At 71.3% G+C, this 24,094-nt stretch carries 25 protein-coding genes; 1 reads left to right on the top strand and 24 read right to left on the bottom strand.

From position 1 onward, the window contains the following. Positions 1–158: 158 nt before the first annotated feature. On the bottom strand, positions 159–1,037 hold the full coding sequence (locus IPJ78_14500) for an MBL fold metallo-hydrolase (GenBank protein ID MBK7907752.1): 879 nt from the start codon (positions 1,035–1,037) through the stop codon (positions 159–161). Positions 1,038–1,071: 34 nt separating this feature from the next. Further along, positions 1,072–1,713, bottom strand: a complete 642-nt coding sequence (locus tag IPJ78_14495) for a 3'-5' exonuclease (protein ID MBK7907751.1) — start codon at positions 1,711–1,713, stop codon at positions 1,072–1,074. 96 nt (positions 1,714–1,809) lie between these two features. Here IPJ78_14495 and IPJ78_14490 point away from each other — a divergent pair, with 96 nt between their 5' ends. Further along, entirely contained in the window at positions 1,810–2,439 is a 630-nt protein-coding gene (locus IPJ78_14490) for a redox-sensing transcriptional repressor Rex (GenBank protein MBK7907750.1), read from the top strand. Between the two features lie 57 nt (positions 2,440–2,496). Here IPJ78_14490 and rsmA read toward each other — a convergent pair whose 3' ends face one another. The 22 genes from rsmA to obgE form a co-directional block, all read right to left on the bottom strand. Beyond that, a complete protein-coding gene (rsmA, locus tag IPJ78_14485) occupies positions 2,497–3,282 on the bottom strand; it encodes a ribosomal RNA small subunit methyltransferase A (protein MBK7907749.1) in 786 nt (261 codons plus the stop codon). 8 nt (positions 3,283–3,290) lie between these two features. Further along, positions 3,291–4,889 carry a SpoIIE family protein phosphatase gene (locus IPJ78_14480; GenBank protein ID MBK7907748.1) on the bottom strand — a complete coding sequence of 533 codons (1,599 nt, stop codon included), beginning with the start codon at positions 4,887–4,889 and terminating at the stop codon, positions 3,291–3,293. A 10-nt stretch (positions 4,890–4,899) separates the two neighbouring features. After that, positions 4,900–5,319, bottom strand: a complete 420-nt coding sequence (locus IPJ78_14475) for an ATP-binding protein (GenBank protein ID MBK7907747.1) — start codon at positions 5,317–5,319, stop codon at positions 4,900–4,902. After that, positions 5,320–5,652, bottom strand: coding sequence for an STAS domain-containing protein (locus IPJ78_14470; protein MBK7907746.1), 333 nt, complete (start codon positions 5,650–5,652; stop codon positions 5,320–5,322). Then, a complete protein-coding gene (gene coaD, locus IPJ78_14465; GenBank protein MBK7907745.1) occupies positions 5,649–6,167 on the bottom strand; it encodes a pantetheine-phosphate adenylyltransferase in 519 nt (172 codons plus the stop codon). Before coaD ends, IPJ78_14470 begins: the two co-directional genes overlap by 4 nt. A 2-nt stretch (positions 6,168–6,169) precedes the next feature. Then, entirely contained in the window at positions 6,170–6,715 is a 546-nt protein-coding gene (gene rsmD, locus IPJ78_14460) for a 16S rRNA (guanine(966)-N(2))-methyltransferase RsmD (protein ID MBK7907744.1), read from the bottom strand. A gap of 11 nt (positions 6,716–6,726) precedes the next feature. Continuing rightward, positions 6,727–8,484 (bottom strand): single-stranded-DNA-specific exonuclease RecJ, encoded by a 1,758-nt coding sequence (gene recJ / locus IPJ78_14455; GenBank protein MBK7907743.1) that lies wholly within the window; start codon positions 8,482–8,484, stop codon positions 6,727–6,729. Between the two features lie 58 nt (positions 8,485–8,542). Next, positions 8,543–9,181, bottom strand: a complete 639-nt coding sequence (locus IPJ78_14450) for a hypothetical protein (GenBank protein ID MBK7907742.1) — start codon at positions 9,179–9,181, stop codon at positions 8,543–8,545. 169 nt (positions 9,182–9,350) lie between these two features. Continuing rightward, complete coding sequence (locus IPJ78_14445) at positions 9,351–11,300, bottom strand: DNA primase (protein ID MBK7907741.1); 1,950 nt, start codon at positions 11,298–11,300, stop codon at positions 9,351–9,353. After that, on the bottom strand, positions 11,297–13,759 hold the full coding sequence (locus IPJ78_14440) for a Smr/MutS family protein (protein MBK7907740.1): 2,463 nt from the start codon (positions 13,757–13,759) through the stop codon (positions 11,297–11,299). Before IPJ78_14440 ends, IPJ78_14445 begins: the two co-directional genes overlap by 4 nt. After that, on the bottom strand, positions 13,756–14,199 hold the full coding sequence (locus IPJ78_14435) for a GatB/YqeY domain-containing protein (protein ID MBK7907739.1): 444 nt from the start codon (positions 14,197–14,199) through the stop codon (positions 13,756–13,758). The genes IPJ78_14440 and IPJ78_14435 overlap by 4 nt, the downstream gene beginning before the upstream one ends. Beyond that, positions 14,199–14,387 carry a 30S ribosomal protein S21 gene (locus IPJ78_14430; protein ID MBK7907738.1) on the bottom strand — a complete coding sequence of 63 codons (189 nt, stop codon included), beginning with the start codon at positions 14,385–14,387 and terminating at the stop codon, positions 14,199–14,201. The genes IPJ78_14435 and IPJ78_14430 overlap by 1 nt, the downstream gene beginning before the upstream one ends. A gap of 94 nt (positions 14,388–14,481) precedes the next feature. Then, positions 14,482–14,820 (bottom strand): histidine triad nucleotide-binding protein, encoded by a 339-nt coding sequence (locus tag IPJ78_14425; protein MBK7907737.1) that lies wholly within the window; start codon positions 14,818–14,820, stop codon positions 14,482–14,484. Beyond that, positions 14,820–15,611, bottom strand: a complete 792-nt coding sequence (locus IPJ78_14420) for an RsmE family RNA methyltransferase (protein MBK7907736.1) — start codon at positions 15,609–15,611, stop codon at positions 14,820–14,822. The genes IPJ78_14425 and IPJ78_14420 overlap by 1 nt, the downstream gene beginning before the upstream one ends. A 25-nt stretch (positions 15,612–15,636) precedes the next feature. Then, positions 15,637–16,467 (bottom strand): 50S ribosomal protein L11 methyltransferase, encoded by an 831-nt coding sequence (locus tag IPJ78_14415; protein ID MBK7907735.1) that lies wholly within the window; start codon positions 16,465–16,467, stop codon positions 15,637–15,639. Positions 16,468–16,473: 6 nt separating this feature from the next. Continuing rightward, entirely contained in the window at positions 16,474–17,610 is a 1,137-nt protein-coding gene (gene dnaJ / locus IPJ78_14410) for a molecular chaperone DnaJ (GenBank protein ID MBK7907734.1), read from the bottom strand. A gap of 86 nt (positions 17,611–17,696) precedes the next feature. Next, positions 17,697–19,238 carry a serine/threonine protein kinase gene (locus IPJ78_14405; protein ID MBK7907733.1) on the bottom strand — a complete coding sequence of 514 codons (1,542 nt, stop codon included), beginning with the start codon at positions 19,236–19,238 and terminating at the stop codon, positions 17,697–17,699. After that, positions 19,148–19,582, bottom strand: a complete 435-nt coding sequence (locus IPJ78_14400) for a protein kinase (protein ID MBK7907732.1) — start codon at positions 19,580–19,582, stop codon at positions 19,148–19,150. The genes IPJ78_14405 and IPJ78_14400 overlap by 91 nt, the downstream gene beginning before the upstream one ends. Then, the gene (gene hrcA, locus IPJ78_14395) at positions 19,579–20,625 is read right to left on the bottom strand and encodes a heat-inducible transcription repressor HrcA (protein MBK7907731.1); all 1,047 of its coding nucleotides are present in this window, start codon (positions 20,623–20,625) and stop codon (positions 19,579–19,581) included. The genes IPJ78_14400 and hrcA overlap by 4 nt, the downstream gene beginning before the upstream one ends. Before the next feature lie 10 nt (positions 20,626–20,635). Then, complete coding sequence (gene hemW, locus IPJ78_14390) at positions 20,636–21,784, bottom strand: radical SAM family heme chaperone HemW (GenBank protein ID MBK7907730.1); 1,149 nt, start codon at positions 21,782–21,784, stop codon at positions 20,636–20,638. Between the two features lie 356 nt (positions 21,785–22,140). Continuing rightward, positions 22,141–23,010, bottom strand: coding sequence for a DNA-protecting protein DprA (gene dprA / locus IPJ78_14385; GenBank protein ID MBK7907729.1), 870 nt, complete (start codon positions 23,008–23,010; stop codon positions 22,141–22,143). 29 nt (positions 23,011–23,039) lie between these two features. After that, positions 23,040–24,032 (bottom strand): GTPase ObgE, encoded by a 993-nt coding sequence (gene obgE / locus IPJ78_14380; GenBank protein ID MBK7907728.1) that lies wholly within the window; start codon positions 24,030–24,032, stop codon positions 23,040–23,042. Between the last annotated feature and the right edge of the window lie 62 nt (positions 24,033–24,094).

Raw genomic sequence — 24,094 nt, 5'->3', positions numbered from 1 at the left:
CGTGACGCACGATCCCCGCGCGGCGAGACGCCGTGGGGTCGTTTGCCTCGGACTCCTGCAGCACGACGCCCGGGGGCGAAGGCCAGAGGGTGGGGCGAGCGGACGCTCACCCACTTTGCCAGATTGTCCGCTAAACCTAGACGGGTCGCGGGCTTAGGTCAAGCGGGGCGGAGTTCGTGGGCCTTCGCCCCCTGCCCCAAGCGTCCCCAGGCGATCGTCGCATCGTGCTCGAAGACCAGCAGCCACCCGCCAGGAAGCGCGTCCGCCCAGAGCGCCCGCTTCGATTCCAGCGTCCGGAGCGGCTCGACGTCGTACCCCATGATCCACGGCAACGGTACGTGCGCCGCCGTCGGGCAGAGGTCGCCGAGGAAGACCCCGGTCTCCCCGCCACCTTCGATCATGACGCTCTGGTGGAAGGGCGTATGCCCCGGGGTGTGCCGGTACCGGATCCCCGGCACCAGCTCGCGCGTGCCATCGACGATGTCGAGTTGCCCGCTCGCGCGCAGCGGCTCCCAGTTCGCCGGGAAGTAGCTCGCGGCCGTGCGCTCATTGGTGTGCGTGGCGTAGTCGAGTTCGCCCGCGTGCACCACGTACCGCGCGTTGGGGAATGCAGGCGCCACGCGGCCGTCATCGGCCCGGAAGGTGTTCCCGCCCGCGTGGTCGAAATGCAGATGCGTGTTGATCACCACGCGGACGTCCGCGGCCGCGAAGCCGGCTGCCGCGAGCGCGGCATCGAGCATCGAGCGGTGGCCCGGCACCGACGCCTCCGTGCAATAGATGTCGAGGAACTTCGCGTCCTCCTTGTTCCCGATCCCGGTGTCGATGAGGACGAGCCCGTCCGGATGCTCGACGAGCAGGCACCGCATCCCGAGCGCGATGCGGTTGCGCTCGTCTGCCGGGATGCGGCGCTCCCAGAGCGTCTTGGGCACGACGCCGAACATCGCGCCGCCGTCGAGGCGCTGGCCGCCTGCCTGCAACGCGTGGATGCGCGTGCGGCCGAGGAGGCGGGATTCGTGGAGAGGGGTGGGGGCGGTCATGCGAACAATCTAACGGCCCCGGGACGACCGCCTCTCACACCCCCTCCGCACCATCGGTCGACGACGGGAACGCGCGCAGCGACCGCGTCCGCTTCGCGCGTGCCCCGAGCAGAACGTCGAGGTCCTCCCAGGTGTGCACCCCGCGGTGCGACGCGTCGCGCAACAGGCCGCGCAGCACCTCCGCCGTGGCCAGGGCGTCCCCCGACGCGCGGTGCCGGTCCGCGATCTCCACCCCATAGTGCGCCGAGACCGCATCGAGGTTCCGCCGCGGGAGGTGCGAGAGGAGCTTCCGCGAGAGACGCACGGTGCAGATCTGGCCGAGCAGCAACTCACCGAGGGGCACCGGCGCCACCCGCCGGAACTCGGCACTCAGGAACCCGAAGTCGAAGCGCGCGTTGTGCGCGACGAAGACCCGCCCGGCCAGTTCCGCCGCGAACTCGCCCGCGATGTCGCGGAAGGTCGGCGCCCCCCGCACCATCGCGTCGTCGATCCCCGTGAGCCGCGTGATGTGCCAGGGGATCGGACGCTGCGGGTTCACCAGCGAATGGAACGCGAGCGACACGCGCTCGCCGTCCACGTGGACCGCCGCCACCTCCGTGACGCGATCGCTCCCGTCCGGCTGACCACCGGTGGTCTCGACGTCCACGACGACGTACGGGAGCGTGTGCAGTTCCATCGGGACAAACTACCATGGCCCGGGCTCGCCCATTGAGGTGTCCCGTCGGGCATGGTAGTTTGTGAAATCATTCACAAGCTCCCCAGTCCACACGACGTGAAGCACATCGCCGAATCCACCGTCCGACGCCTGTCCCTCTATCTCCGGTTCCTGGAGGAGTTCGAGGCGCACGGACATGCCACCATCTCGAGCGGCGAGCTCGCCGCCTCGGGCGGGACCACCTCGGCACAGGTGCGAAAGGACCTCTCGTTCTTCGGGTCCTTCGGCAAGCGCGGCCTCGGGTACTCCGTGCGGGACCTCACCGACTCCATCCGCGAGATCCTCGGCCTCCAGCATCCGTGGAACATCGTGATCGTCGGCGCGGGGAAGATCGGCGCGGCGCTCGCGCAGTATCGCGGCTTCTCGACCCGTGGCTTCAAGGTCGTCGGCGTCTACGACAAGGATCCGGCTCGCGTGGGCGAGCGCCTCGAAGGGGTCGCCATCCGTCCGGAGGGCGAGCTCGAGCGCGACATCCAGCGCCTCAAGCCGCAGATCGCCGTGCTCTGCGTCCCGGCCGACGCGGCGCAGGCGCTGGCGGATCGCGTCACCAAGGCCGGCATCCGCGCCGTGCTCAACTTCGCCCCCGTCCCCCTCGTCGTGCCTCTGGGCGTGAAGCTCCGTGGCGTGAACATGGCGACGGAACTCGAGATCCTGGCCTTCTCGCTCACCAACGAGCTGGCGGGCTGATCGCGCGACCGGCCGCGCCGGCGCGCGCGGTCCCCGCGACCCCTGCGGTTTCCCCGCTCAGCGCGCCCGCAACAGGCGAGCGAAGTCGTCCGCCGAGAGCACCTCGGGACGCAGATCCCCGTCGAGCCGCGCCGCCGCCAGCACACGGTCCGCGGCGTCGGCGTCGAGCGACCAGAGCGTGCGCAGTACGCGCCGCAGCTGCTTCCGCCGGAGACCGAACGCGCCCTGCACGAGGAGCCGATACGGCTCCTCCTCGGCCTCCGTGACCACGGGATCGGTCCGCGGCGTGATCCGCACCACGGCGGACTCCACCTTGGGCGGCGGAGAGAACGCCCGCGCGGGCACGCCGAAGAGCAGCTCCGCCCGCGCGAGCGCCTGCACGTTCACGGAGAGCGCACCGTAGTCGTCGTGGCCCGGCGGTGCGACGATGCGATCCGCCACCTCGCGCTGCACCAGGTACACCGCGCGCGCCGGTCGCGGACGCCGCATCGCGTGGAACAGGATGGGCGTCGTGATGTTGTAGGGCACGTTCCCGGCGAGCAGATACGCGCCACCGGCCAGGGCGCCGAGGTCCTGGGCGAGCACGTCCCCCTCCACGAGGGCGAACCGCGGCTCCGCGCCCCAGCGCTCACGCAACAGCGGGGCGAGATCGCGATCGAGCTCGATGGCGATCACCCGGCCGGCGCGCTCCAGCAAGGCCGAGGTGAGCGCGCCCCGCCCGGGACCGATCTCGATCACGGTATCATCGCGCGTCGCGCCGACGGCGTCGGCGATGCGCGCCAGCAGTCGCGGATCGGAGAGGAAGTGCTGGCCGAGGCGCTTCTTGGCGCGCGGGAGCGACACGGCGCCGGTCAGGCAGTGCGCAGGACGACGACCGCCTGGTCGTCATGCGGGCGCATGCGGCCCATGTGCCCTTCGACGAGCGCGAAGACGCCATCGATGATCCGCGACGGGACCTCGCGGCGCCGCGCGCGCAGCACGTCGAGCACGCGCGGCTCGCCGAGGCCCGTCCCTCGCGCGTCGCGCGCGTCGCTCACGCCATCGGTGAACATCACGAGCAGGTCGCTCGCCTGCCACGCCCGCTGCGCCCCATGGAGCCCTTCCGGCCCGAGCCCGAGCGGCGGATCGGTCGCCTCGAGGCGCACCGCCTCGCCGTCGGCACCGATCACGAACGCATGCGGATGCCCGGTGTTCGTCCACCGGATCGTGCCCTTCTCGCGGTCGATCACGACATAGCAGAGGCTGAGGAACATCTCGGTCTCGTGCAGCTCCTCCTCGACCGTCGCGAGCAGCGCCTGCACGGTCTCGGCCGGATCCGCGGTCGTCTGCGCATGGATCGCGGCCGCACTCATGACGAGCGCCATGATCAGCGCGGCCCGGTAGCCGTGGCTGGACACATCGCCGATGAGCACGCCGACGCGGCCATTGCCGAGGCGGAACAGATGGTAGAAGTCGCCGCCGACGCCGTCGGCCGCTTCGACGCGCGCCGCGCAGATCGCGTCGGGCGCGACCGCGTGCCCCGGCGGCAGGAGGCGCAACTGGAGGTCGTGCGCCAGCCGCATCTCCGACGCGAGCCGTTCCTGGTCGATGGACGCGCGGACGAGCCGCGCGTTCTGGATCGCCGTCCCGATCTGCGATCCGACCGCCGCGACCAGCTTCTCGTCCCCCGCACTGAAGGCGGCCCCGCCCCGGCGCCCCGAGAGGCAGACCACCCCGAGCGGGATCCCCCCGTCGGGCGTCGTCCACACGATGGGCACGGTGAGCATCGCTCCCTCGCGGAACGGCGCCTCGTACTCGCTCTCGAGCACGCCGGAGTTCACGAGCAGCGCCGCCCGTGTGCGGAAGACGCGCGCCGTGGGACTGATCGGGTCGTCGGTGGGGATCGGCGGCGCCGCGCCGGCGCCCTTCACGCGGAGCGAGACGACGGGGCGCAGCAACCCCGGACCCGCATCGTGGACCAGCAGGGCGCCGTACTCGGCGCCCACCGTCTCCGCCACTTCCAGGAGGATCGTGCGCGCGGCGTCCTCGAGCGTCACCGTGCGCCCGAGGATCTCGCTGATCGAATAGAGGAGATTGATCTCCTCGTAGCGCTCCGCGAGCTCGTCGGCGGCGCGGCTCGATTCCCACTGGCTCTGGAGCATCTGGGAGAGTGCGGGGACGAGCACCTTCATCCAGCGCGTCGGCTCGGCGTCGTCGTCGGCGACCGGTCCGACCCCAAGCCAGGCGCGGGTGCGGCCGGGGATCCGCGCGACGAGCTGGCGACCCAGCGCCGTCTCGCGCGAGCGGATGACCTCGTCATGCGAGAGGAAGTCGAGCGCGGGGGGCGTCACGTCCCCGCCCGACGTCGCCGCGACCTCGAGCGGTGCCTCCGCCGACGCGCGCGTCCAGAGGACGGCCCCGCAGCCGTACGCCTCGCTGAAGGCCTCGAGGACGCGCGCCAGGTCGCTCACCGCGCCCCGCTCAGCGCCGATGCAGCGTGAGCCGCACGACGTTGCCGTCGCCGCGGTACGCCTCGACGCGGTCCATGAGCGACCGCATGAGGTAGAGCCCGCGCCCGTCCTCGCGCTCCAGGTTCTCGGGGAGGTTCGGGTTGCTCGTGCACGCGTCGAGGTCGAACCCGTTCCCCTCGTCCTCCACCTCGAGGACCAGGCGGATCTCGCTCACCTCGGCGCGGACGCGCACGAGCTTCGCCGCGTCCTCGCCGTTGCCGCGGAGGATCGCGTTGGACAGCGCCTCGGTGAGCGCGACCGGGACGTTCAGCGAGAGCTGGCGCCCCTCGAACCGGCATTCACGGCAGCGGCGCACCACCTGCGCCACGATCCCCTCGATCTGCTGGACGTCGCTCGGGAAGCGGAGGTCCAGCGCGGTCGCCGACCCCATCTAGAAGCTCTCGAGGGCGCGCTCTCGCGTGTCGCTGATCTGGAAGAGCGAGTCGAGCTTGGTGAGCTCGAACAGCGTCTGCAGGTCGTCGTTGAGGTTCGCGAGGCGCAGGTCGCCGCCGAGCTCGCGCAGCCGCTTGGCGAGCGAGACGAGCACGCCCAGCCCGGAGCTGTCGATGTAGCCCGCCTTGGCGAAGTCGATGAGCACCTTGCGGGCCCCGCCCTCCGCCTCGTCGAGCACCTTCTGCTTCAGTTCCTGACGATTGCCGACGATCAGCTGACCGTCGATCTCGATGACGACGACGTCGCCGGACTTCGTGACCTGCAGGCTCATGTGGCGCTCGGGCCGGGGTTCGACGTGAAAGATGACGACTGGTACTTCTCGCGCAACGCCCGCGCGACCGCGGGATGGACGAGCGCGTCGATGTCGCCGCCGAAGCGGGCGACCTCGCGGACGAGCGAGGAACTCACGTAGCTCACTTCCAGGGACGGCACCATGAACATCGTCTCGAGCATCGGGGCGAGATGCCGGTTCATCAGGGCCATCTGGTACTCGTACTCGAAGTCGGCCACCGCGCGCAGGCCGCGCAGCACGATCTGCGCGCCGGCCTCGCGCGCGAAATCGACCACGAGCCCGCTGAAGCTGCGCACCTCCACGCGCCGGTCGTCATCGAGCGCCGCGCGGATGAGCGCGATGCGCTCCTCGATGGAGAAGAGCGGCTGCTTGGAGATGTTGACCGCGACCCCCACCACCAGCCGGTCGACGAACCGCAGCGAGCGCCGGATGAGGTCGGCGTGCCCGTTCGTGATCGGGTCGAAGCTCCCCGCGTACAGGGCCACCTTGGGCATCGTCAGCTGTCCATGCGATAGAAGGTGATCGCCGTGTCGCCGTACTGCCGGCGGTCCTGCCGCTGCCCCGGTCCGGCGGGCGGCAACACGAGGCCCGCCTCGTGTTCGACCCCAAAGATCGTCGCGAAGGGCGCCCGGAGCCAGCGCTCCGCGAGCGCGAGCGCGGATCCCTTGTGGTACGGCGGGTCGGCGAAGGCGACATCCCAGGGTGCGTCGGCCCCCGGCGGCATCGCCTGCTCCACCTGCGCCAGTGCCGCCCCGCGGTGCACCACCGCCCGGTCGGCCGCGTCGAGCGCCGCGATGTTCTGGCGGAGGGTCGTGAGCACGCGCGGATCCTGCTCGACGAAGTCGCACCGGGCGGCGCCCCGCGACAGCGCCTCGAGCCCGAGCGCACCCGACCCCGCGCAGAGGTCCACCACGCGCGCCCCGTCGATCGCCGGCAGGACGATGCTCATCCACGCTTCGCGCACCCGGTCCGCGGTCGGTCGCACGTTGCCCTTCGGCACCGCGATCCGACGCCCGCGCCACTCGCCCGCGACGATCCGCAGCTCCGACACCCTCAGGCCCCGTCGGGGCGCGGCGCGCGGAAGTCCTGCACGACCGCCTGGAGCGTCTTCGCGCCCTGGTACTCGTTCACGTCGATCCGGTACGCGAGGTCCACGCGCTCGCCCGCGCGCAGCTCGCCCGCCCGCGCCGCCATGCCCCACGCCACGCCGTCGAGCGGACCGCGCGAGGTCTCGAGCGAGACCTTGAGGCCATCGGTCCCGATCTTCCGCGGTGTCCCCACCACCCGCACGCCGCGCGAGACCAGCACCGGACCCGGGTTCCCCACCCCGAACGGCTCGAGGTGCCGGAGCGCGCGTTCGAAGTCGGCGTCGGCCTCGTCGAGCGGCAGCTCGAGGTCGGTGCGCAGGCGCGGCACGAGATCCTCGGGCGTGAGCGTCGCGCGGGCGACCGCGTTGAACCGCGCCGCGAACTCCGGGATGCGCGCCGGCACGATCGTGAGCCCCGCGGCCGCGCGGTGTCCGCCATGCTTCACCAGCAGGTCGGAGCACTGCTGCAGCGCGTGGTGCAGGTCGAAGGCCGAGATCGACCGGCCGCTCCCCTTCCCCACCCCGTCCTGCACCGCGATCATCATCGCCGGGCGCGCCGTCCGCTCCACCACGCGCGACGCCACGATCCCGATCACGCCGGGATGCCAGTCCGTGGAGTCGAGGACGATCCCCCACGTCGCGTCGAGGTCCATCGCGTCGATCCGCCGCATCGCCTCGTCGAGGATCCCGCGATCCATCGCCTGCCGCGCCTCGTTCAGCTCCTCGCACTCGCGCGCGATCGCGTTCGCGGCGGACTCGGTCTCCGCCATCAGCAGTTCCACCCCGCGCAGCGCCTGGCGCAGGCGCCCGAGCGCATTGAGCCGCGGCGCGAGGGTGAAGCCGATCCGTCCCGCCGTCAGCGGCTTCGCGTCGAGCCGCGCCGCCCGGATGAGCGCGCGGAGCCCGAGGTTCCGCGTCTCCTGCATGCGCTTGAGCCCGAGTCGCACGAACACGCGGTTCTCCCCGCGCAGCGGCGCCACGTCGGCGACGGTCGCGAGGGCGACGAGGTCGAGCATCTCGTGCACCACCCCCTCGTCGCCGCCCAGTCGGCGCGTCACCGCCAGCGCCAGCTTGTACGCGACGCCCACGGCCGCGAGGTCCTTGTCGAGCGACGGACAGTCGGCGCGCCGCGGATTCACGAGCGCGAAGGTCACCGGGAGCTCGGCGCCCGGCAGGTGATGATCGGTCACGATCAGGTCGATGCCCGACGCCAGCAGGTCGCGCGCCGGTGCGACCGCGGTGGTGCCGCAGTCGCAGGTCAGCACGACCTTCGCTCCCGCGGCCCGCGCCGCGGCGACGCCGGCCGCGCCGAGGTCGTAGCCGTCCTTCAACCGATCCGGGATGAACGGGATCGCCTGACCGCCGAGCGCGCGCAGGGCGCGCGTCATCAGGGTCGTCGAGCAGATGCCGTCGACGTCGTAGTCCCCGTGGACGAGGATGGGCTCGCCGCGCTGGATCGCCGCCACCAATCGGTCCGCGGCGCGCGGCAGGTCGGCGAGCTGCTCAGGGGACTCGACCTGCTCCAGCGCGGGACGGAGGAACCGCTTCGCCGTCTCGACATCGTGGACGCCGCGCGCCGCGAGGAGCCGGCAGATCGCGATCGGCACGGCCGCCTGTCCCGGTCGGGCGCCATCGGGCCGCAAGGCGGCGGCGAGACGTTCGGCGATCCCCTCCGGCGCGGGCGGGACGCCTTCCCAGCGCGCCGCGGGCCGGACGTGCCTCACACCTGGTGGTACATCAGCACGCCGCAGACCTCGCACAGCTCGATCACGTTGCCCGCCATCATCGCATGCCGGCGCTGCATCGGGATCGCGGTGTCGCACGCGCCGCACGAGAGCGCGGTGAGCGGCACGACCACGAGGACGCGCTTCTTGTTGCGGATCCGGTCATAGCGCGAGCGGAGCGCGGCCGGGACCGCCGCCGCCGTCTCCTGCCGCCTCGCCTGCGCCGACGCAAGGCCCCGTCGATCGTCGCGCGCTCGGCGGCGACCTCGGTCCGCGCCGCCGCCTGCTCCGCCTCGCACGCCTCGAGGTCCTTCTTCGCGGCGGTGAGCACCCCGCGCAGCTCCTCCAGCTTCCGGCTGAGCGCGAGGAGGTCGCTCTCCTCCCCCGCGACGATCTTCTTCGCCTGCTCCATCTGCGCCGCGGCCGCCGTCGCCTGCCGCATCGTCTTCACCGCGTCGAGCTGCGCCTGGTTCCGGTCGATCAGCCCGCGATGCTCCTGGATCTTGTCGCGCAGGAACGCCTGCTTCTTCTCCTCCCCTGCCACCATCCCCGACTGCCGCTCGATCGTGTCGACGATCCGCTGCCGCCGCGCATCGAGCTCGCGGATCCGCGGCTCCAGCGCCGCGAGGCGCGTCTCGAGGTCGTGGATCGCGAGGTCGTCGTTCTGGAGTGCGAGCAGGGACTGGATATCGGACATGGGAGAAGGCAGAAGGCGGAAGGCAGGAGGCAGAAAGCGTGCGCGGTCGCAGGACGCGCGGACGCCACGACTAAAGGTGCATTGAAACCGGGCGAAGCTCCACTCCCGTCCAGCAGATTCTTTCCCGCGTCCTGCGTCGCCCGGCGGTCCGCCCGCCGGATGGCGCCGGTCAGCGCCGGCCCCGCATGCTCCCCCAGCTCTGCACCCCGAGCGACCGCTTCTCGTCCGTCAGGCGCTTGATGGCCAGGTTGATCCGGTCCTTCTCCGCCTCGCTCGCGATCCGCAGCAGCGACTCGAGCGACCGGATCCGCGCATCCACGGACCGCGCGCGCAGCTTCCGCACCCCGTCCGCGATGCTCTTCTTCGCGTCGACCACCGCCTCCTTCTCGCCCCGCAGGTCCTCGTACACCCGCACGGCGTACGGCGTCAGCACCTCGGCGATCGTCTCGGGCGCCGCGTCGGCGCCGTGCTGCATCACCGCCTCGTAGATCGCCCGGTAGATCGGGTCGCGCAGCACGCCCGGCGACTCCTCGCCGAGCGCGTCCGAGTCTCCCTCGCCCTCGGGCATCTCCTCGGCCTCGATCTTCCCGAGCTCCTCGATGATCTGGTCCTGCCAGATCGGCTGCGTGAGGAGCACCCGGATGAGGGTCTGCTCGGCGTTCCCCTGCTCCACCTCGGACTTGTACGGACCGGTCGGCAGCGGATCGTGCCCGGGCATGCCGGGCCCGTCGGCATCCTCGATCGGCGCGAAGTCGTCCGGCGGGCCGTCACGACCGCGCGCGCGCGACGGAGCCGCCGGCGACGCGGCGGGCCGCGTGGTCGTCCGCACGCCGCTGCCCCGCCGGACCGTGTGCAGCTCGCTCAGCAGCACCTCGCGCGCGATGCCGGCCGCCTGCGCCGCGCGCGCGAGGTAGAGATCGCGTGTCACCGGGTCGGTCGCCGCGCGGATGGTCGGCAGCAGCCGGTCGAGCGCGCGCCGCTTGTGCTGCAGGTCGCTGAACCAGCCGGCGCGCTCGAGCAGCTGCACCTTCCGGTCGAACACGTCCATCGCCCCTTCGAGCAGCCGCTCCACCGCGTCGCGGCCGTTCTTGCGCACGAAGGTGTCGGGATCCTCGCCCTCGGGGAGGGTCACCACGCGCACCTCCAACCCCTTCGCCAGCAGCACGTCCGCGGCGCGGAAGGTCGCCTTCTGTCCGGGCGCGTCGGAATCGTAGAGCAGGAACACCTGTCGCGCGTATCGCCCGAGCAGTTCCGCCTGTTGCTCGGTGAGCGCGGTCCCCATCGGCGCCACCACGCTCTCGACCCCCGCCGCCACGAGCCGGAGCGCGTCGAAGTACCCCTCCACCAGGATCACGCGATCGTCCCGACGGATCGGGTTCCGCGCCTGGTGCAGGTGGTAGAGGATCTTCCCCTTGTTGAAGATCTCGGAGTCGGCCGAGTTCAGGTACTTCGGCTCGCCCGGCCCGAGCAGGCGTCCTCCGAACCCGACGAGGTGCCCGCTCGCGTCGTGGATGGGGAACATCAGCCGGTCGCGGAACCGCGGACGCGGTTCCTCGTTCTCCTCGCGCTTCACCAGGAGCCCGGCCGCGAGGAGCCGCGCGTCGTCGTAGCCGAGGCCGTTGAGGTGCGCGCGCATCGCGCCCAGCTCGCGCGGCGCGAAGCCGATGCCGAACCGCTCGGCGAGCGGGCGCGGCACGTCGCGGCTCGCGAGATAGTCGCGCGCCGCCTGCCCGCCCGGCGCATCCCACAGCACGCGGGAGAAGTACTCGCCGACCGTCGCCTGCAGCTCCCACATCGGCTCGCGCGGATCCGGCCCCTCGCGCTTGCGCTCGGTCTCCTTCACCTCCACGCCGCACTTCTCGCCGACGTACTTCACCGCCTCCACGAAGCTCATCCCGAGGCGCTTCTGCACGAAGGTGAAGACCGACCCCTTCTCGCCGCAGACGAAGCAGGTGTACCCGCGCCCGGGCACGACCGAGAAGTTCGCGTTCGTCCCCTGGTGGAACGGGCAGGGTCCGCGCCACACCGACCCGGTCTTCTTCAGGCGCACATGCTCGCTGATGATCGCGACGATGTCCGCCTGCTGCGCGACCTGCTCGACCACCTCGTCGGGGATCATGTGAACTCCGCGACGGTCACGCCGGCGCCGCCCTCGTTCCAGGCGCCGAGCCGGAACTGCTTCACGCGCTTCTCGCGCTTGAGCATCTGGTTCACGCGCTCGCGGAGCGCCCCGGTCCCCTTGCCATGGATGATGCGCAGCGACTGGAGGTCGGCGCGGATGGCCGCGTCGAGCGCCTGCAGGACCGCATCATCGACCTCGTGCACGCGCATCCCGCGCACGTCCACCTCGGTGCGGACCTCGACGTCGGGCACGTCGATGATCGCCACCTCCACGCGGTCGTCCTTCAGGTGGCGCGCGGACATCCGGCGGAGCGTGTCGAACGGCACGGTGAGCTTCATCGCGCCGACCGCGACCACGGCGTCGTTGCCGCGCACGTCGAGCAGCTTGCCGATCTTGCCGCCGAGCGTGCCGAGCGCGACCGCATCGCCCACCGCGAGCGCGACGCCGCGCGCATCGGCGGTCGACGCGTCCGCGGCATCGGCGCGCTCCCGCGCGGCGGCGATCGCCGCGACCCGCTCGGCCGCCTCGAGCTTCTCCAGCGCCTCCTGCTCACCCGCTGCCCGCGCCTCGAGGAGCCGTCGCGCGTCCGCCGCCGTCGCGTCGATCGAGGCGGCCCCGGCCGCCTTGAGTTCCTTGATCGTGCGCTCGACCTCCTTCCGCGCCTCGAGCAGGTAGCGGCGGGTATCGCGCCGCTGTTCGCGCTCGTAGTCGCGCTCCTTCTCCTTGAGCACCCGCTCACGTTCGGCGAGCTTCGCCGCGCGATACTGCAGGTCGTCCTGCTGCTCGGCGACCTCCCGCTCGCGCGTGCCGAGCGCGGCCGCGCGCCGCTCGACGTCGGCGAGCAACGCGCTCAGGTCGCGCTCCATCCGCGGCACCCGCTCCTCGGCGCGCTGCAGCACCGCCGCCGGCATGTTGAGCCGCTGCGCGATGGCGAGACCGTACGAGCGCCCGGGGATCCCCTTGATGAGGCGGTACGTCGGCGCGAGACGCTCGGCGTCGAACTGGAGCGAGGCGTTCACCACGCCCGGCACCTCGCTCGCGAGCTCCTTGAGCGCGCCCAGGTGCGTCGTCGCGATCGTCGTCGTGCCGCGCCGCGTGAGGGCCTCGAGGATCGCCCCGCCGAGGGCGGCCCCTTCGAGCGGGTCGGTGCCCGACCCGAGCTCGTCGATCAGCACGAGCGCGTCGGACGAGGCCTGCTCGATGATCGCCGTGAGGTGCTTCAGGTGGGCGCTGAAGGTGGAGAGCGAGGCCTCCAGCGACTGCTCGTCGCCGATGTCGGCGAAGACGTCGTCGAAGCACGGCAACCGCGTCTCCGGTCCCACCGGCGCGGGGATGCCGCTCTGCACCATGAGCGCGCAGAGCGCGAGCGCCTTGAGCAGCACCGTCTTGCCACCGGTGTTCGGTCCCGAGACGAGCAGGGTCCGCTCGTCCGGGGCCATCGCGAGCGTGAACGGCACCACGGCGATGCCCTGCGCGAGCAGCAACGGGTGGCGGCCCTCGACCACCGAGAAGCCGTCCACCGCGGCGACCAGCTCCGCGTCGTGGCACTTCGCCGCCAGCGCATACCGCGCGCGCCCGTAGAGCGCATCGAGCGCGATGAGCGCCTCGAGCGCGTCGAGCAGCGCCGGACGTTCGGGCCGCAGCGTCTCGGTGAGCTCGAGGAGGATCCGCTCGCACTCCGCCATCTCCTCGGCCTCGAGCTCGCGGATGCGGTTGCCCGCCTCCACCGCCGCGGGCGGCTCGACGAAGAGCGTCTGGCCCGAGTGCGAGCTGTCATGCACGATCCCGCCGATCACCACGCGTCCCTCACGTCGCACCGGGATCACGTAGCGGCCGTTGCGGAGCGTGACCGACGCGTCGTCCACGCGGTGGTGGTCCTCGAGGCGCGACATGAGGCGCTCGAGGAGGCGGACCAACTCGCCTTCGGCGCCGCGCATCTCGCGCCGGATCCGGCGCAGCGCCGGCGAGGCGTCGTCCTTGAGGTCGCCGTCCTCGGTGAGGACCTGCTCCAGGCGCTGCTCGATCGCCGGGCGGGCGATCAACGCCGCGGCGTAGCGCGCGAGCGGTGCGCGCGCCGCCGGATGCTTCGACTCGTCCTGCAGCGCCGCCTGCGTCCGCCGCGACGACTGGAGGAGCACGATCGCGCTCCGGAGCTCCCGGCCGTTCCAGGACGTGCCCGGGACCCGGAGGCGCGCGAGCGCCTCGGTGAGGTCGGGCACCGCCTCCGACCGCCAACCGCCCTCGCTCGTGACCAGCGCGCGCATCGCTGCGACGCGCATGTGTTCCTGGCGCAGGGCGTCGAGCGCGTCGGCGCGGTCGAGATGGGTCCCGCCCACGCGCAACGGGCGCAGCGCGCGGATGCGCGCTGCGCCCGGAGTGCTCGACGCGTGACCGGCCACATGATCCAGGAGCCGCGCGAACTCGAGGACCTCGAGGGCGTGCGCCTGGAAGCTCACGCGGGGGGCCCGAGTTCCTCGCGCGCGATGCGGTTGATCACGCTGCCGTCGAGGCGCCCCTTGAACCGGGGCATCACCTTCCCCATCACCTGGCCGATCGCCTTGGCCCCGCCGGCGATCGCCTCGCGCACCGCGGCGCGGACCTCGTCATCGGACGGAGCGGCAGGAAGCCAGACCTCGAGGGTCTCCGCCTCCTGCCGCTCGTTCGCGGCGAGCTCGCCGCGTCCAGCCTGTTCATACATCTCGACGGACTCCCGCCGACGCTTGATCGCCTTGCGGATCACCTCGACGACATCCTCGTCGGTGAGGGCCCGCTTGACCTCGATCTCGCGATTCTTGATCTCCGACAGCACGGTGCCCAGCAGCAGGACACGGGACTTGTCCTGCGCCTTGCGGGCGCCATTGAGCTCGCCCTGCAGCCGCGCAGCCAACTCGGACATCAGTGCGAACGCGTACGACGGTTCTTGCGCTGCGCCGCGTTGAGCTTCCGCTTCCGCTTCTCGCTCGGCTTCTCGTAGTGGCGATGCTTCCGCAGATCACTGAGGATCCCGGCCTTCTCGCACTTCTTCTTGAAGCGCTTCAGCGCGCGCTCGAAGTTCTCGTCTTCGTGGATGATGACTTCCGACAAACTGGATTTCCCCCCTTCGTGGCGTTTGTGCGCCGGCTGGGGACTTGGTGTGGTTAGCCCTTAAACGTAGGCCGCTGCTCGGCTTAGGGCAAGCTCAGCCCGGCGGCCACTTGTGGCCGCGGCCCCCGAGGAGATGCAGGTGGATGTGCCCGACCGTCTGCCCGCCGTCCTCCCCGGTGTTGATCACGCACCGGTACCCCTTCGCCGCGATCCCCTCGCTCCGCGCCACCTCCTGCGCCAGCATCGACATCGCCCCCACCACCGAGGCGTCCGGGACCTCCTCCAGCGACCGGTAGTGCCGCTTCGGGATCACCAGCACATGGACCGGCGCCTGCGGGCTGATGTCGCGGAACGCGAGGCACGCTTCGCTCTCGGCCACCTTCGTCGCGGGGATCTCGCCCCGCACGATCCGGCAGAACAGGCAGTCGGACATCACGTCACTCCGTTGAGGTCGGCGACGCCCGCCGCGGGCGCCCCCACGAGATCCAGCATCGCCCGGACCGCCGCGATCCCCGCCACGGCAGCCGACTCGAACCGCAGGATGCTGCGGCCGAGGCGGACCGGCACGAATCCCGACGCCGAGAGCGCCTCGAGTTCGGTCGGCTCGAATCCGCCCTCCGGCCCGACGGCGATCGTGACCGCAGGGGTCGCGGCCCCACGCGATCGCGCCTCGGCGAGGAGCGGCGTGAGCGCGGAGAACAGGCTCGCTCCACCCTGCTCGAGCACGACGCGCGCGCCGGGTGCGCTCGCGGCGATCGCGTGCTCCACGGTCGCATCGGGGAACAACACCGGCAGCCATGCCCCGCGGCTCTGCTCCAATGCCGCCGCCATGCGGCCGCGCACCTTCTGCTGGAAGGTCGGGCCCTCGCCGCGCGGGTTCACGTGCTTGCTGCGCCGATACAGCACCGGCCGCCAACTCGCGAGCTCCAGCTCGGTCGCCTTCTCCGCGAGCCAGAGCATGCGGTCCTTGTCCGCGACCGGCAGCAGCAGGTGCACCGCGGGCGCCGGCTCCACCTGCTCCGCCTGCTCGACGCTCACGACCGCATGGCGCTTGGCGAGCTGCGTCAGGACCCCTTCGCCGCGCGTCCCCGCGCCATCGAGGAGCCCCACGCGCACCCCCGTCTCCAGGCGCCGCACGCGCATGTGATGGGCCGCATCCTCGCCGAGGGTGACGGTGCCGGGGGCGTCGAAGGGATCGTCGGTGACGAAGGTCGGGAGGCTCACGCGACGAATCTCGCCAGCCCGGCCGTCAGGCGCGAGCGCGATGCAGCCGCACGCTCCACCACTGGTCCTCGGCATCCTCCGCCTCGACCGTCCACCCATGCGCCGCGAGCGCCGCGAGCATCCGCGGGCGCTCCTCGAGCAGGATCCCGCTCAGGATCACCTGGCCGTCCGCCGTGAGGCTCGCCGCGATCAGCGGCAGCAACTCGAGCAGCACCGACGAGATGATGTTCGCGAGGATCATCCGGGCCGGCGCGACGAGCGGCAGCAGTTCCTCCGCGTTCCCCTCGAGCACCGCGATCCGGTCGGCCACGCCGTTCCGCTCGGTGTTCTCCTCGGCGTTCGCGATCGAGTCGTGGTCCATCTCGATGGCGAAGGCGCGCGCCGCGCCGAGCTTCACCGCGGCGATCGCGAGGATCGCGCTCCCTGCCCCGAGGTCGGCGACGGAATCGCCGGGACGGATCGCCGCCTGCATGAGCCGCACCACCCCGCGCGTCGTCGGGTGCTCGCCCGTCCCGAACGCCATCGCCGGTTCGATCACCACCGTGCGCGCCGGGTCCATCCCCTCGGCGAGCCAGGGCGGCGTCACCGTCAGCGCCCCGAGCTGATGCGACGTGATCCGGTCCCGCCACTTCTCGGACCAGTCCACGTCCTCGAGCGCCGCGTGCTCCACCACGAGCGCGTCGTCCACCGCGCGCACCGCCGTCACGAAGGCGTGCGGGTCCATCTCCGCGGGCAGGTGCGTGACGAGGCGGTCGGCGTCCTCGTGCACGCCCTCGGCGCCCGCCGCGAACATCGCGGCGGCGATGGCCGGGGCGCGGTCAGCGACCGACGGCGTGATCTGGACGCGATGCCACATGGCGGCTCACCCGGTGATGGCTTCTTTCATCTTCGCCCAGAAGCCCTTCTCCCGCTTCTCGGGCGCCTTCTCCATCACCTCGTGCAGCTGCTCGACGAGCTTCTCCTCCGCCTTGGAGAGCTCCTGCGGCGTCCACACCTGGATGCGCACATGCAGGTCACCGACGCCGCTCGCATTCACGCGCGGCAGCCCGCGGCCTCGCATCGTGAAGACATGTCCGCTCTGCGTGCCCGCCGGTACGCGCAGCGACAACGGGCCGGTCACTCCGGGCACGTCGACATCCGCGCCGAGTACCAACTGCGGATACGTCACGAGCACCTCGCAGTAGAGGTCCTCGCCATCCCGCTCGAAACGCTCGTCCTCGACGACGTCGAACACCACGATCACGTCGCCGCGCGGCCCGCCGCGCACGCCCGCGTTGCCCACGCCGCGCAGGTGCATGTACTGCCCCGACGAGACGCCCGGCGGGATCTTGATGTCGATCGAGTGCTCGCCGCGCTGGCGCCCTTCGCCGCGGCACGACTTGCATGGCGTCGGGATCATCACGCCCTCGCCGCGGCAGGTCGGGCACGGGGCCACGCTCACGAACTGCCCGAAGAAGCTCTGCTGCGCCCGGCGTACCTCGCCCTGGCCGCCGCAGGTCGCACACCGCTGCGTCTGCGTGCCGGGCTCGGCCCCCTTCCCCGTGCAGCGCTCGCAGGGATCGAGGAGCTTCATCTTCACCTGCTTGTTCACGCCCGTCGCGACCTCGAGCATCGTCAGGGCCAGCTCCACCTTCACGTCGGCGCCACCGCGCGGCCCCGACTGCGCACGGCCACCGCCCGCGCCGCCGAAGAGGTCGCCGAGCCCGAAGTCCCGCATGAAGATGTTGAGCGCTTCGGAGAGGTCGACGTGATGGAACCCGCCCGCCCCGCCACCGCCGCCGCGCAGCCCCGCCTCACCGTACCGGTCGAAGGCCGCGCGCTTCTGCGGGTCACGCAGGACGTCGTACGCCTCGGTGATCGCCTTGAACTTCTCCTCGGCCTCCTTCGACCCCCCGTTGCGATCCGGGTGGTACTGCATCGCGAGCTTGCGATAGGCCTGCTTGATCTCGTCGTCGCTCGCCGTCTTGGCGACGCCGAGCGTGGAGTAGAAGTCCGCCATAGTCTGCAGCCAGGGTGACCGGTCCCTGCCGCTCTGGCGGGACCGTGGAGGAAGCTAACGGGTAGGGTGCAAGCGCGGTGCCGACGCTACGCCGGTGTCCGACTCGGGGCGGATGGGAGTCGGAGGAAGCGTTCGAGCTCGCCGCGGGCCTCGAGCAGGCGGCGCACTTCGGCCGACACCTCCCCCGCCGCATCGACGTGCGTCGTGAAGCCGTCGACCTTGATCGCCCCCGCGTGCAGGCGGAGCAGGTTGAGGCGCGTCGTCTCGAGGGCGGTGATCACCTGCCGGTGCCGCGTCGCGACGTCGTCGCGCAGGGCGCGCAGCGCCGCGTAGCCGTCGCCGCTCGCCGCCTCGCCGGCGTCGGTGAGCGAATCCTGCAGCCGGTCGAGCGCCGCCCGCAGCTCGGTCGCGTCCGCCTGCAAGCGGGCGATCACCGTCGGCACATCGCCGAGGGACTGCCGCGTCTCCTTCGGGAGCGCCGCGAACAGCTCGTCGGCGGCCATCCCGATCGCCATCTCGGTCGCGCGATGCGTCGTCGCCGCGCCGGCGAGCGGGCGCCCACCGAGTCGCTTGGCGAGCGCGAAGACCAACTGCCCGATCCGGCCGGTCCAGAGCTTCTTCCAGCGCTCGACCGCCGCGTGCGGTCGCCGTCCCGTGATCACCGCACGGACGAGCGCGCCACCGAGCGCCGTCGCGCCGCCGACGAGCGCGGCGGCGGGACCGATCCAGTTGATGCCGATGAACGGGAACGGGAGGGCGATCCCGGCCAGGAGAAGCGCGGAACCTGCGATCGCGGTGATGCCCGCCGCGCGCTGCAGCCGGGGGCGGTCGACGCGACCTCCCGCATGGTATTCCTCACGCAACTGCTCGATCTCGTGATCGAAGGCCGACGCGAGGTCCGCCAGCGTGAACCCCCGACGCAGGAGTCCGCGCGCCCCCGCGGCCATCACCCCGATCGGGATGACGGTCAACGTCGTCACGACGACGCCCACGGCAGCGAACGCCCCGACCTCCATCGCGAGCCCGATGGAGGCGGGGAGCATCATGTAGCCGGCGACCAGCGACCCTGGCCCCACCACGCGACCGTCGCGCTTCACGAACGCGCGCAGCACCGCCGGCACCTCACGGCGCACCTCGATCGCGCTCCCGAGCTGCTCGGCGAGGACCTGCGCGCTCGCCGGCCGCTGGGCGGCCGACTTCGCGAGACAGCGCTCGAGGAGTTGCGCCAGTCGTCGGGGCACCGCGACGCCGGTCGACGCGATCGGCGGCACCGGCGACGCGACCTGCTGCGCGACCACATCCACCGCGCGCTTCCCCGCGAACGGGGTCCGCCCCGACACGAGGAAATAGCCGGTGACACCGAGCGCGTACAGGTCGCTCCGCGCATCGAGCTCCCCGCCCAGCGCCTGCTCCGGACTCATGTACTCCGGCGTCCCCGCGACGGCAGGGCCCTCGTCGGCGCCGATCGCGGCCGCGATCCCGAAGTCGGTCACGAGCGCGCGACCGGTGCCGCGCTCGAGCATGATGTTCTCCGGCTTCACGTCGCGGTGCACCACGCCCTGGCCGTGCGCGTGGCCGAGCGCCCACGCCACCTCGCGCAGGATCCGCGTCGCCTCCGACGCCGGCATCGGACCGCGCGACGCACCCGTTCGCCGAGCGTCTCGCCGTCCACGTAGGCCATCACATAGAAGACGAACCCCTCCGCCTCGTCCACCGCGAAGATCGGGATGATGTTCGGGTGCGAGAGCTTGGCCGCCAGCCGCGCCTCGCGCACGAAGCGCTCCCGGACCTCGGCGTCGGTCGCCCGGTCCGGCGGCAGGAGCTTGATGGCGACCGGGCGGTCGAGCTGGACCTCGCGGGCGAGGTACACGATCCCCATGCCGCCGCGGCCGAGCTCGCGGTCGATCGAGTAGCGGCCCGCCACCGCGAGCTGGAACTCGAGGAAGACCGGGTCCACCCGCGTCGCGCTCACGTCAGCAGGTCGGACACGAGCGACGAGGTGTGCGAGACGAGCGAGATGACCTTCTCGTACGGCATGCGCGTGGGGCCGATGACGCCGATCACCCCGGTCAGGCCCCCCGCCCGGTACTCGGCGGTCACCAGCGTCAGGCCGCCCAGCAGCTGGGAGCCGTGCTCGTCACCGATCGTGATCGACACCCCGGGCGCCGCCGTGCGGTCCCGGAGGACGGCCGCGAGATGCCCGCGCGTCTCCGTGAGCGCGATCAGCCGCTTCATCGACTCGCCCGACGCGAACTCGGGCTGCTCGACGAGCACCGACGCCTGGCCGAGCACGACCGCCTCCTCCTCCCGCGCGGTCCCGCCCACGTCGAAGAGCTGGTCGCCTTCCTGGAGGAAGATGTTGAGCAGCTCCGACGCGTCGCCGCCGGGCGAGGCATCGCGGAGCCGGGAGCCCAGCGACACGCGGATGTCGGCGAGCGAATGTCCCGCCAGCCGTTCGTTCAGGACGCGCTCGACGAGCGCGATCGCCTCGTCCGCGATCTCTCCCCGGATCTCGATGAAGATCGTGCGGACGGTCCCGCCCTTCAGGGTCAGGACGAGGATCAGCTTCTCCGACGAGAGTCGGACCAGCTCCAGCCGGAGCAGGATGGTCTGGTCAAGGCGGGGTCCGAGGGCGAGCCCGAGCTCCTGGGTGAGCACGCCGAGCGACTGCGCCGCCCGGCGCAGGATCGTCTCGATGGCCGACCCGCCGCTCGCGATCCGTTCGGCGAGCTGCTCCCGCTCCGCCGCCGGCGGCGGCTCCACGCGCATGAGCCCGTCCACGTAGACGCGATAGGCCTTGTCCGTGGGGATGCGCCCGGCCGAGGTATGGGGATGGAAGAGGAAGCCCTTCTCCTCCAGATCCGACATCGTGTTCCGGATGGTCGCGGGGGAGACGCCGAGGGCGAACCGCCGCGAGATCGTGCGCGACCCGGCCGGCTCCGCCGTCTCCACATAAGAGCGGACCACGGCCTCGAGCACTTGCCGTTCGCGTTCCGAGAGCTCGTGGAGTGCCATAAGTCGAAGATTACGAATGACTTCGGAGCGAAGTCAAGGCGGCGGCGATCGCGTCGAGGCGCAGCCAGCCTTCGGCGGAGAGCACGAGGCGCTGCCCGTCGAGAGTTCCCCACCCTTGGTCGACCCAAGAAGTAACTGTCTTCAGTTCTTTTTGCCGGATGGCGAGGCCGTCGGTCGTGCGGAGCCCGAGGTAGACCCCCTCGGCGATCGCCTCCGCCTCGCCGATCGATTCGGACCCTTCCATGGGGTCCTCGCCCCGCCCCACCGCCGACTCCCAGGCCGCGTACGCGGCCGCGTTCCAGCGCCGGACACCCCCGTCGAACCCGTGCGCCGACGGGCCCACCCCGAGGTACGGGACGCCCGTCCAGTAGGACGAGTTGTGGCGCGACCGGAGCCCGGGCAGCCCGAAGTTCGAGACCTCGTAATGCTCGAATCCGGCAGCCGTCATCGCGCGGTGCGCCTCGAGGAACTCGGACTCGTACCGCTCCTCCGGCGCCTCCTGCACCACCCCGCGATCACGCCACCTTCCGAGCGGGGTATGCGGCTCCACCGTGAGTCCATAGAGCGAAACGTGGGTCGGCCGAAGCGACAGGGCGCGCTGGAGATCCGCCGTCCAGTCGCGGGCCTGTCCGGCCGGGAGCGCGAAGATCAGGTCGAGCGAGATGTTGTCGATGCCGGCTTCGCGCAAAAGCTGGACAGCACCGGACACGAGCTCAGGTCCGTGCGATCGGTGCATCCACGAGAGCACCGTCGGATCGAAGGTCTGGACGCCGAGCGAGATCCGGTTCACGCCGGCGCCGGCCCAGGCCGCCGCGCTCTCCGGCGTCACGTCCTCAGGGTTCGCCTCGGCGGTGATTTCGACCGATTGTGGGAATGTTGAAAAGTCCGCCCCCATGAGATGCAGCCTCAAGGAAGCCACCAGCTCCGCGAGCCCGTCACCCCCGAGCTTCGACGGCGTCCCACCGCCCAGGTAGAGCGTCTTGAGTCCGGGATTCGGACCGATCCTCCGTGTGACCAACTCCGCCATAATGGCGTCATTGAACGCACGGACCGGGACCTCGCGCCTCACCGCGATCGAGAAGTCGCAGTAAGCGCAGCGCCGTCCACAGAATGGCACGTGGACGTAGACGTGATCGGGGGCGGCGGCGCCGTCGGTCATCCCGGGTCTCTCAGGCCGCCGAATGCGGCATGTGGAAAAGTCATCGTGAGCCTTTCCGATGACGGTCGCGCGAGACGGCGCGACCCACGACCTTGCGGTAGCGAGGGACGTCTCCACGAGTTGAGAACGACTTAAAGTATTTTCTCATACTTCTATTTTGCAATCACTTACGGCATGCTGACAAGAAACAACATTACGCATGATACTCATGCTGGCGCACGGTTCAAAGGTCGATGTCAGTTGCCCCGAGCGGCGAGTCCGATGGTCTCCGGCACGAGCGGCTGGAGAGAACTTATCCACATCCTCCTCGATCGCCGGCAGGTCCCCGCCCCGCCCAGCTCTTGCGGCCCTCCCCTTCACCGGCCTGTCGCCAAATAGCCGAGCCCGTCGCGCGAGATCGCCCCGCTCAGCTCGCCGCCGAGCATCTCTTCGGCGTGCCGCCGAAATGACACGCTCACGTTCTCGAAGGGGTCTTCGGCGTCCGGGCACGGCACCGCCGCCTGGTCCGGCAGGTTGCCGACGTTCCACCGGCCGGCGGCAGCCGCCGTTCGGGACGCTCCGACGTCGAATGGACCAGATGTGGATAACCCAAAAAGTCCCAACAGATCCTCCACATCGCAGATCACCTGGGCGCCGTCCCGGATCAGCCCGTTCGACCCCCGCGCCCGCTCCTCGTCGATGCGCCCCGGAACCGCCGCGACCGTCCGACCCAGCTCGAGCGCCTGGCTCGCGGTGTTGATCGCGCCAGACTTGTACCCGGCCTCGACAACCACGATCACCTGGCTCAGCGCGGCGATGATCCGGTTCCGCCGCGGGAAGCACCCGGGGGTCGCCGGAGTACCTGGTTCCATCTCGGAAATGACCGCGCCATCCCGGCAGAGCGCAGCGTGGAGCGCTCGGTGGGACGCCGGATACGGTACGTCGACCCCCGTGCCCTGCACGCCGATGGTCGTCCCGCCGGCAGCCAGCGCGGCCCGATGGGCCGCGGCGTCCACCCCGCGCGCGAGCCCGCTCACGACCACCAGACCGGCCCGGGCGCACCCCGTCGCGAGGCGCTCGGCCACCCGGATCCCGTAGGGCGAGGCCTCCCGGGTCCCGACGATCGCGACATGCCGCCGCGGCGCATCCGTGAGCGCGCCGGGGTCACCGAGGTACCATAACCCCGCGACCGGGCGCGAAAGATCGCCCAGGCAGGCAGGAAGGGAGTCGGCGGACAGGCGGGTCATCCGCACGGTCGCGCCCCCTTCCCGTCGCGTCATCCGCCGGCCTTCCGCATCTCGAGCAGACGGCTCCACCACCCCGACTTGAGCTCGTCGAGCCCCATCCGGCCCGCGGCCGAGATGGCGAACTTGGCGAACGCCGCCGGCGCCTCGATCTCCGGGATGTAGTGCTCCCCGAGCAGGTCGAGCTTGGTGAAGACCACGCAGTGCGGCTTCTTGGCCAGTTCCGGCGAGTACTGCTCGATCTCCCGGCGGAGCTGGTCGTACTCGGCCTGCCAGTCCATCGCGTCGATGGGGATCATGAAGGCCAGGAGGCGCGTCCGCTCGATGTGCCGGAGGAACTGGAGCCCGAGCCCCTTCCCCTCGTGCGCCCCTTCGATGATCCCGGGGATGTCCGCGACCACGAACGTCCGGGAGTCGCTCAGCTGGACCACGCCGAGGTTGGGCTGGAGGGTCGTGAACGGGTAGTCGGCGATCTTCGGGCGGGCGGCCGAGATCACGGACAGCAGCGTGGACTTGCCGGCGTTCGGCTGCCCCACGAGGCCGATGTCCGCGATCAGCTTCAGCTCGAACTCGAGGGTCCGCGCTTCCCCCTCCTCCCCGGGCTGCCATTCGCGGGGCGCCTGATGCGTGGCCGTCGCGAAGAACGAGTTCCCCTTGCCGCCGCGGCCGCCCTTGGCCACGCGGAACTCGTCGCCGTGGGCGAGGATCTCCCCCAGACGCTCCCCGGAGTCCTTGTCGCGGATCACCGTCCCGGGGGGGACGGGCATGATGATGTCCTCGCCCGAACGCCCCGTCTTGTTGGAGCCCATGCCGTGCTCGCCGCGCTCCGCCTCCCAGTGGTCCCGGTAGGTGAAGTCGAGCAGGGTCGCGAGGTTGGAGTCACCACGGACGATCACGTCGCCGCCCTTCCCCCCTTCGCCGCCGTCCGGTCCGCCCATGGGCGCGAACTTCTCCCGGCGGAACGAGGTGCAGCCGGAGCCGCCGGTGCCGGCGGTGACGCGGACGGTGACGAGATCGATGAACACGAGATGGAGGCTGAAGGATGAAGGAGGAAAGATACTCTACCGCCGGCCTTCATCCGGCCCGG

Source organism: Gemmatimonadota bacterium, assembly GCA_016714015.1.
Lineage (GTDB): Bacteria > Gemmatimonadota > Gemmatimonadetes > Gemmatimonadales > Gemmatimonadaceae > Pseudogemmatithrix.
This window is presented reverse-complemented; position numbering and strand designations above follow the sequence as displayed.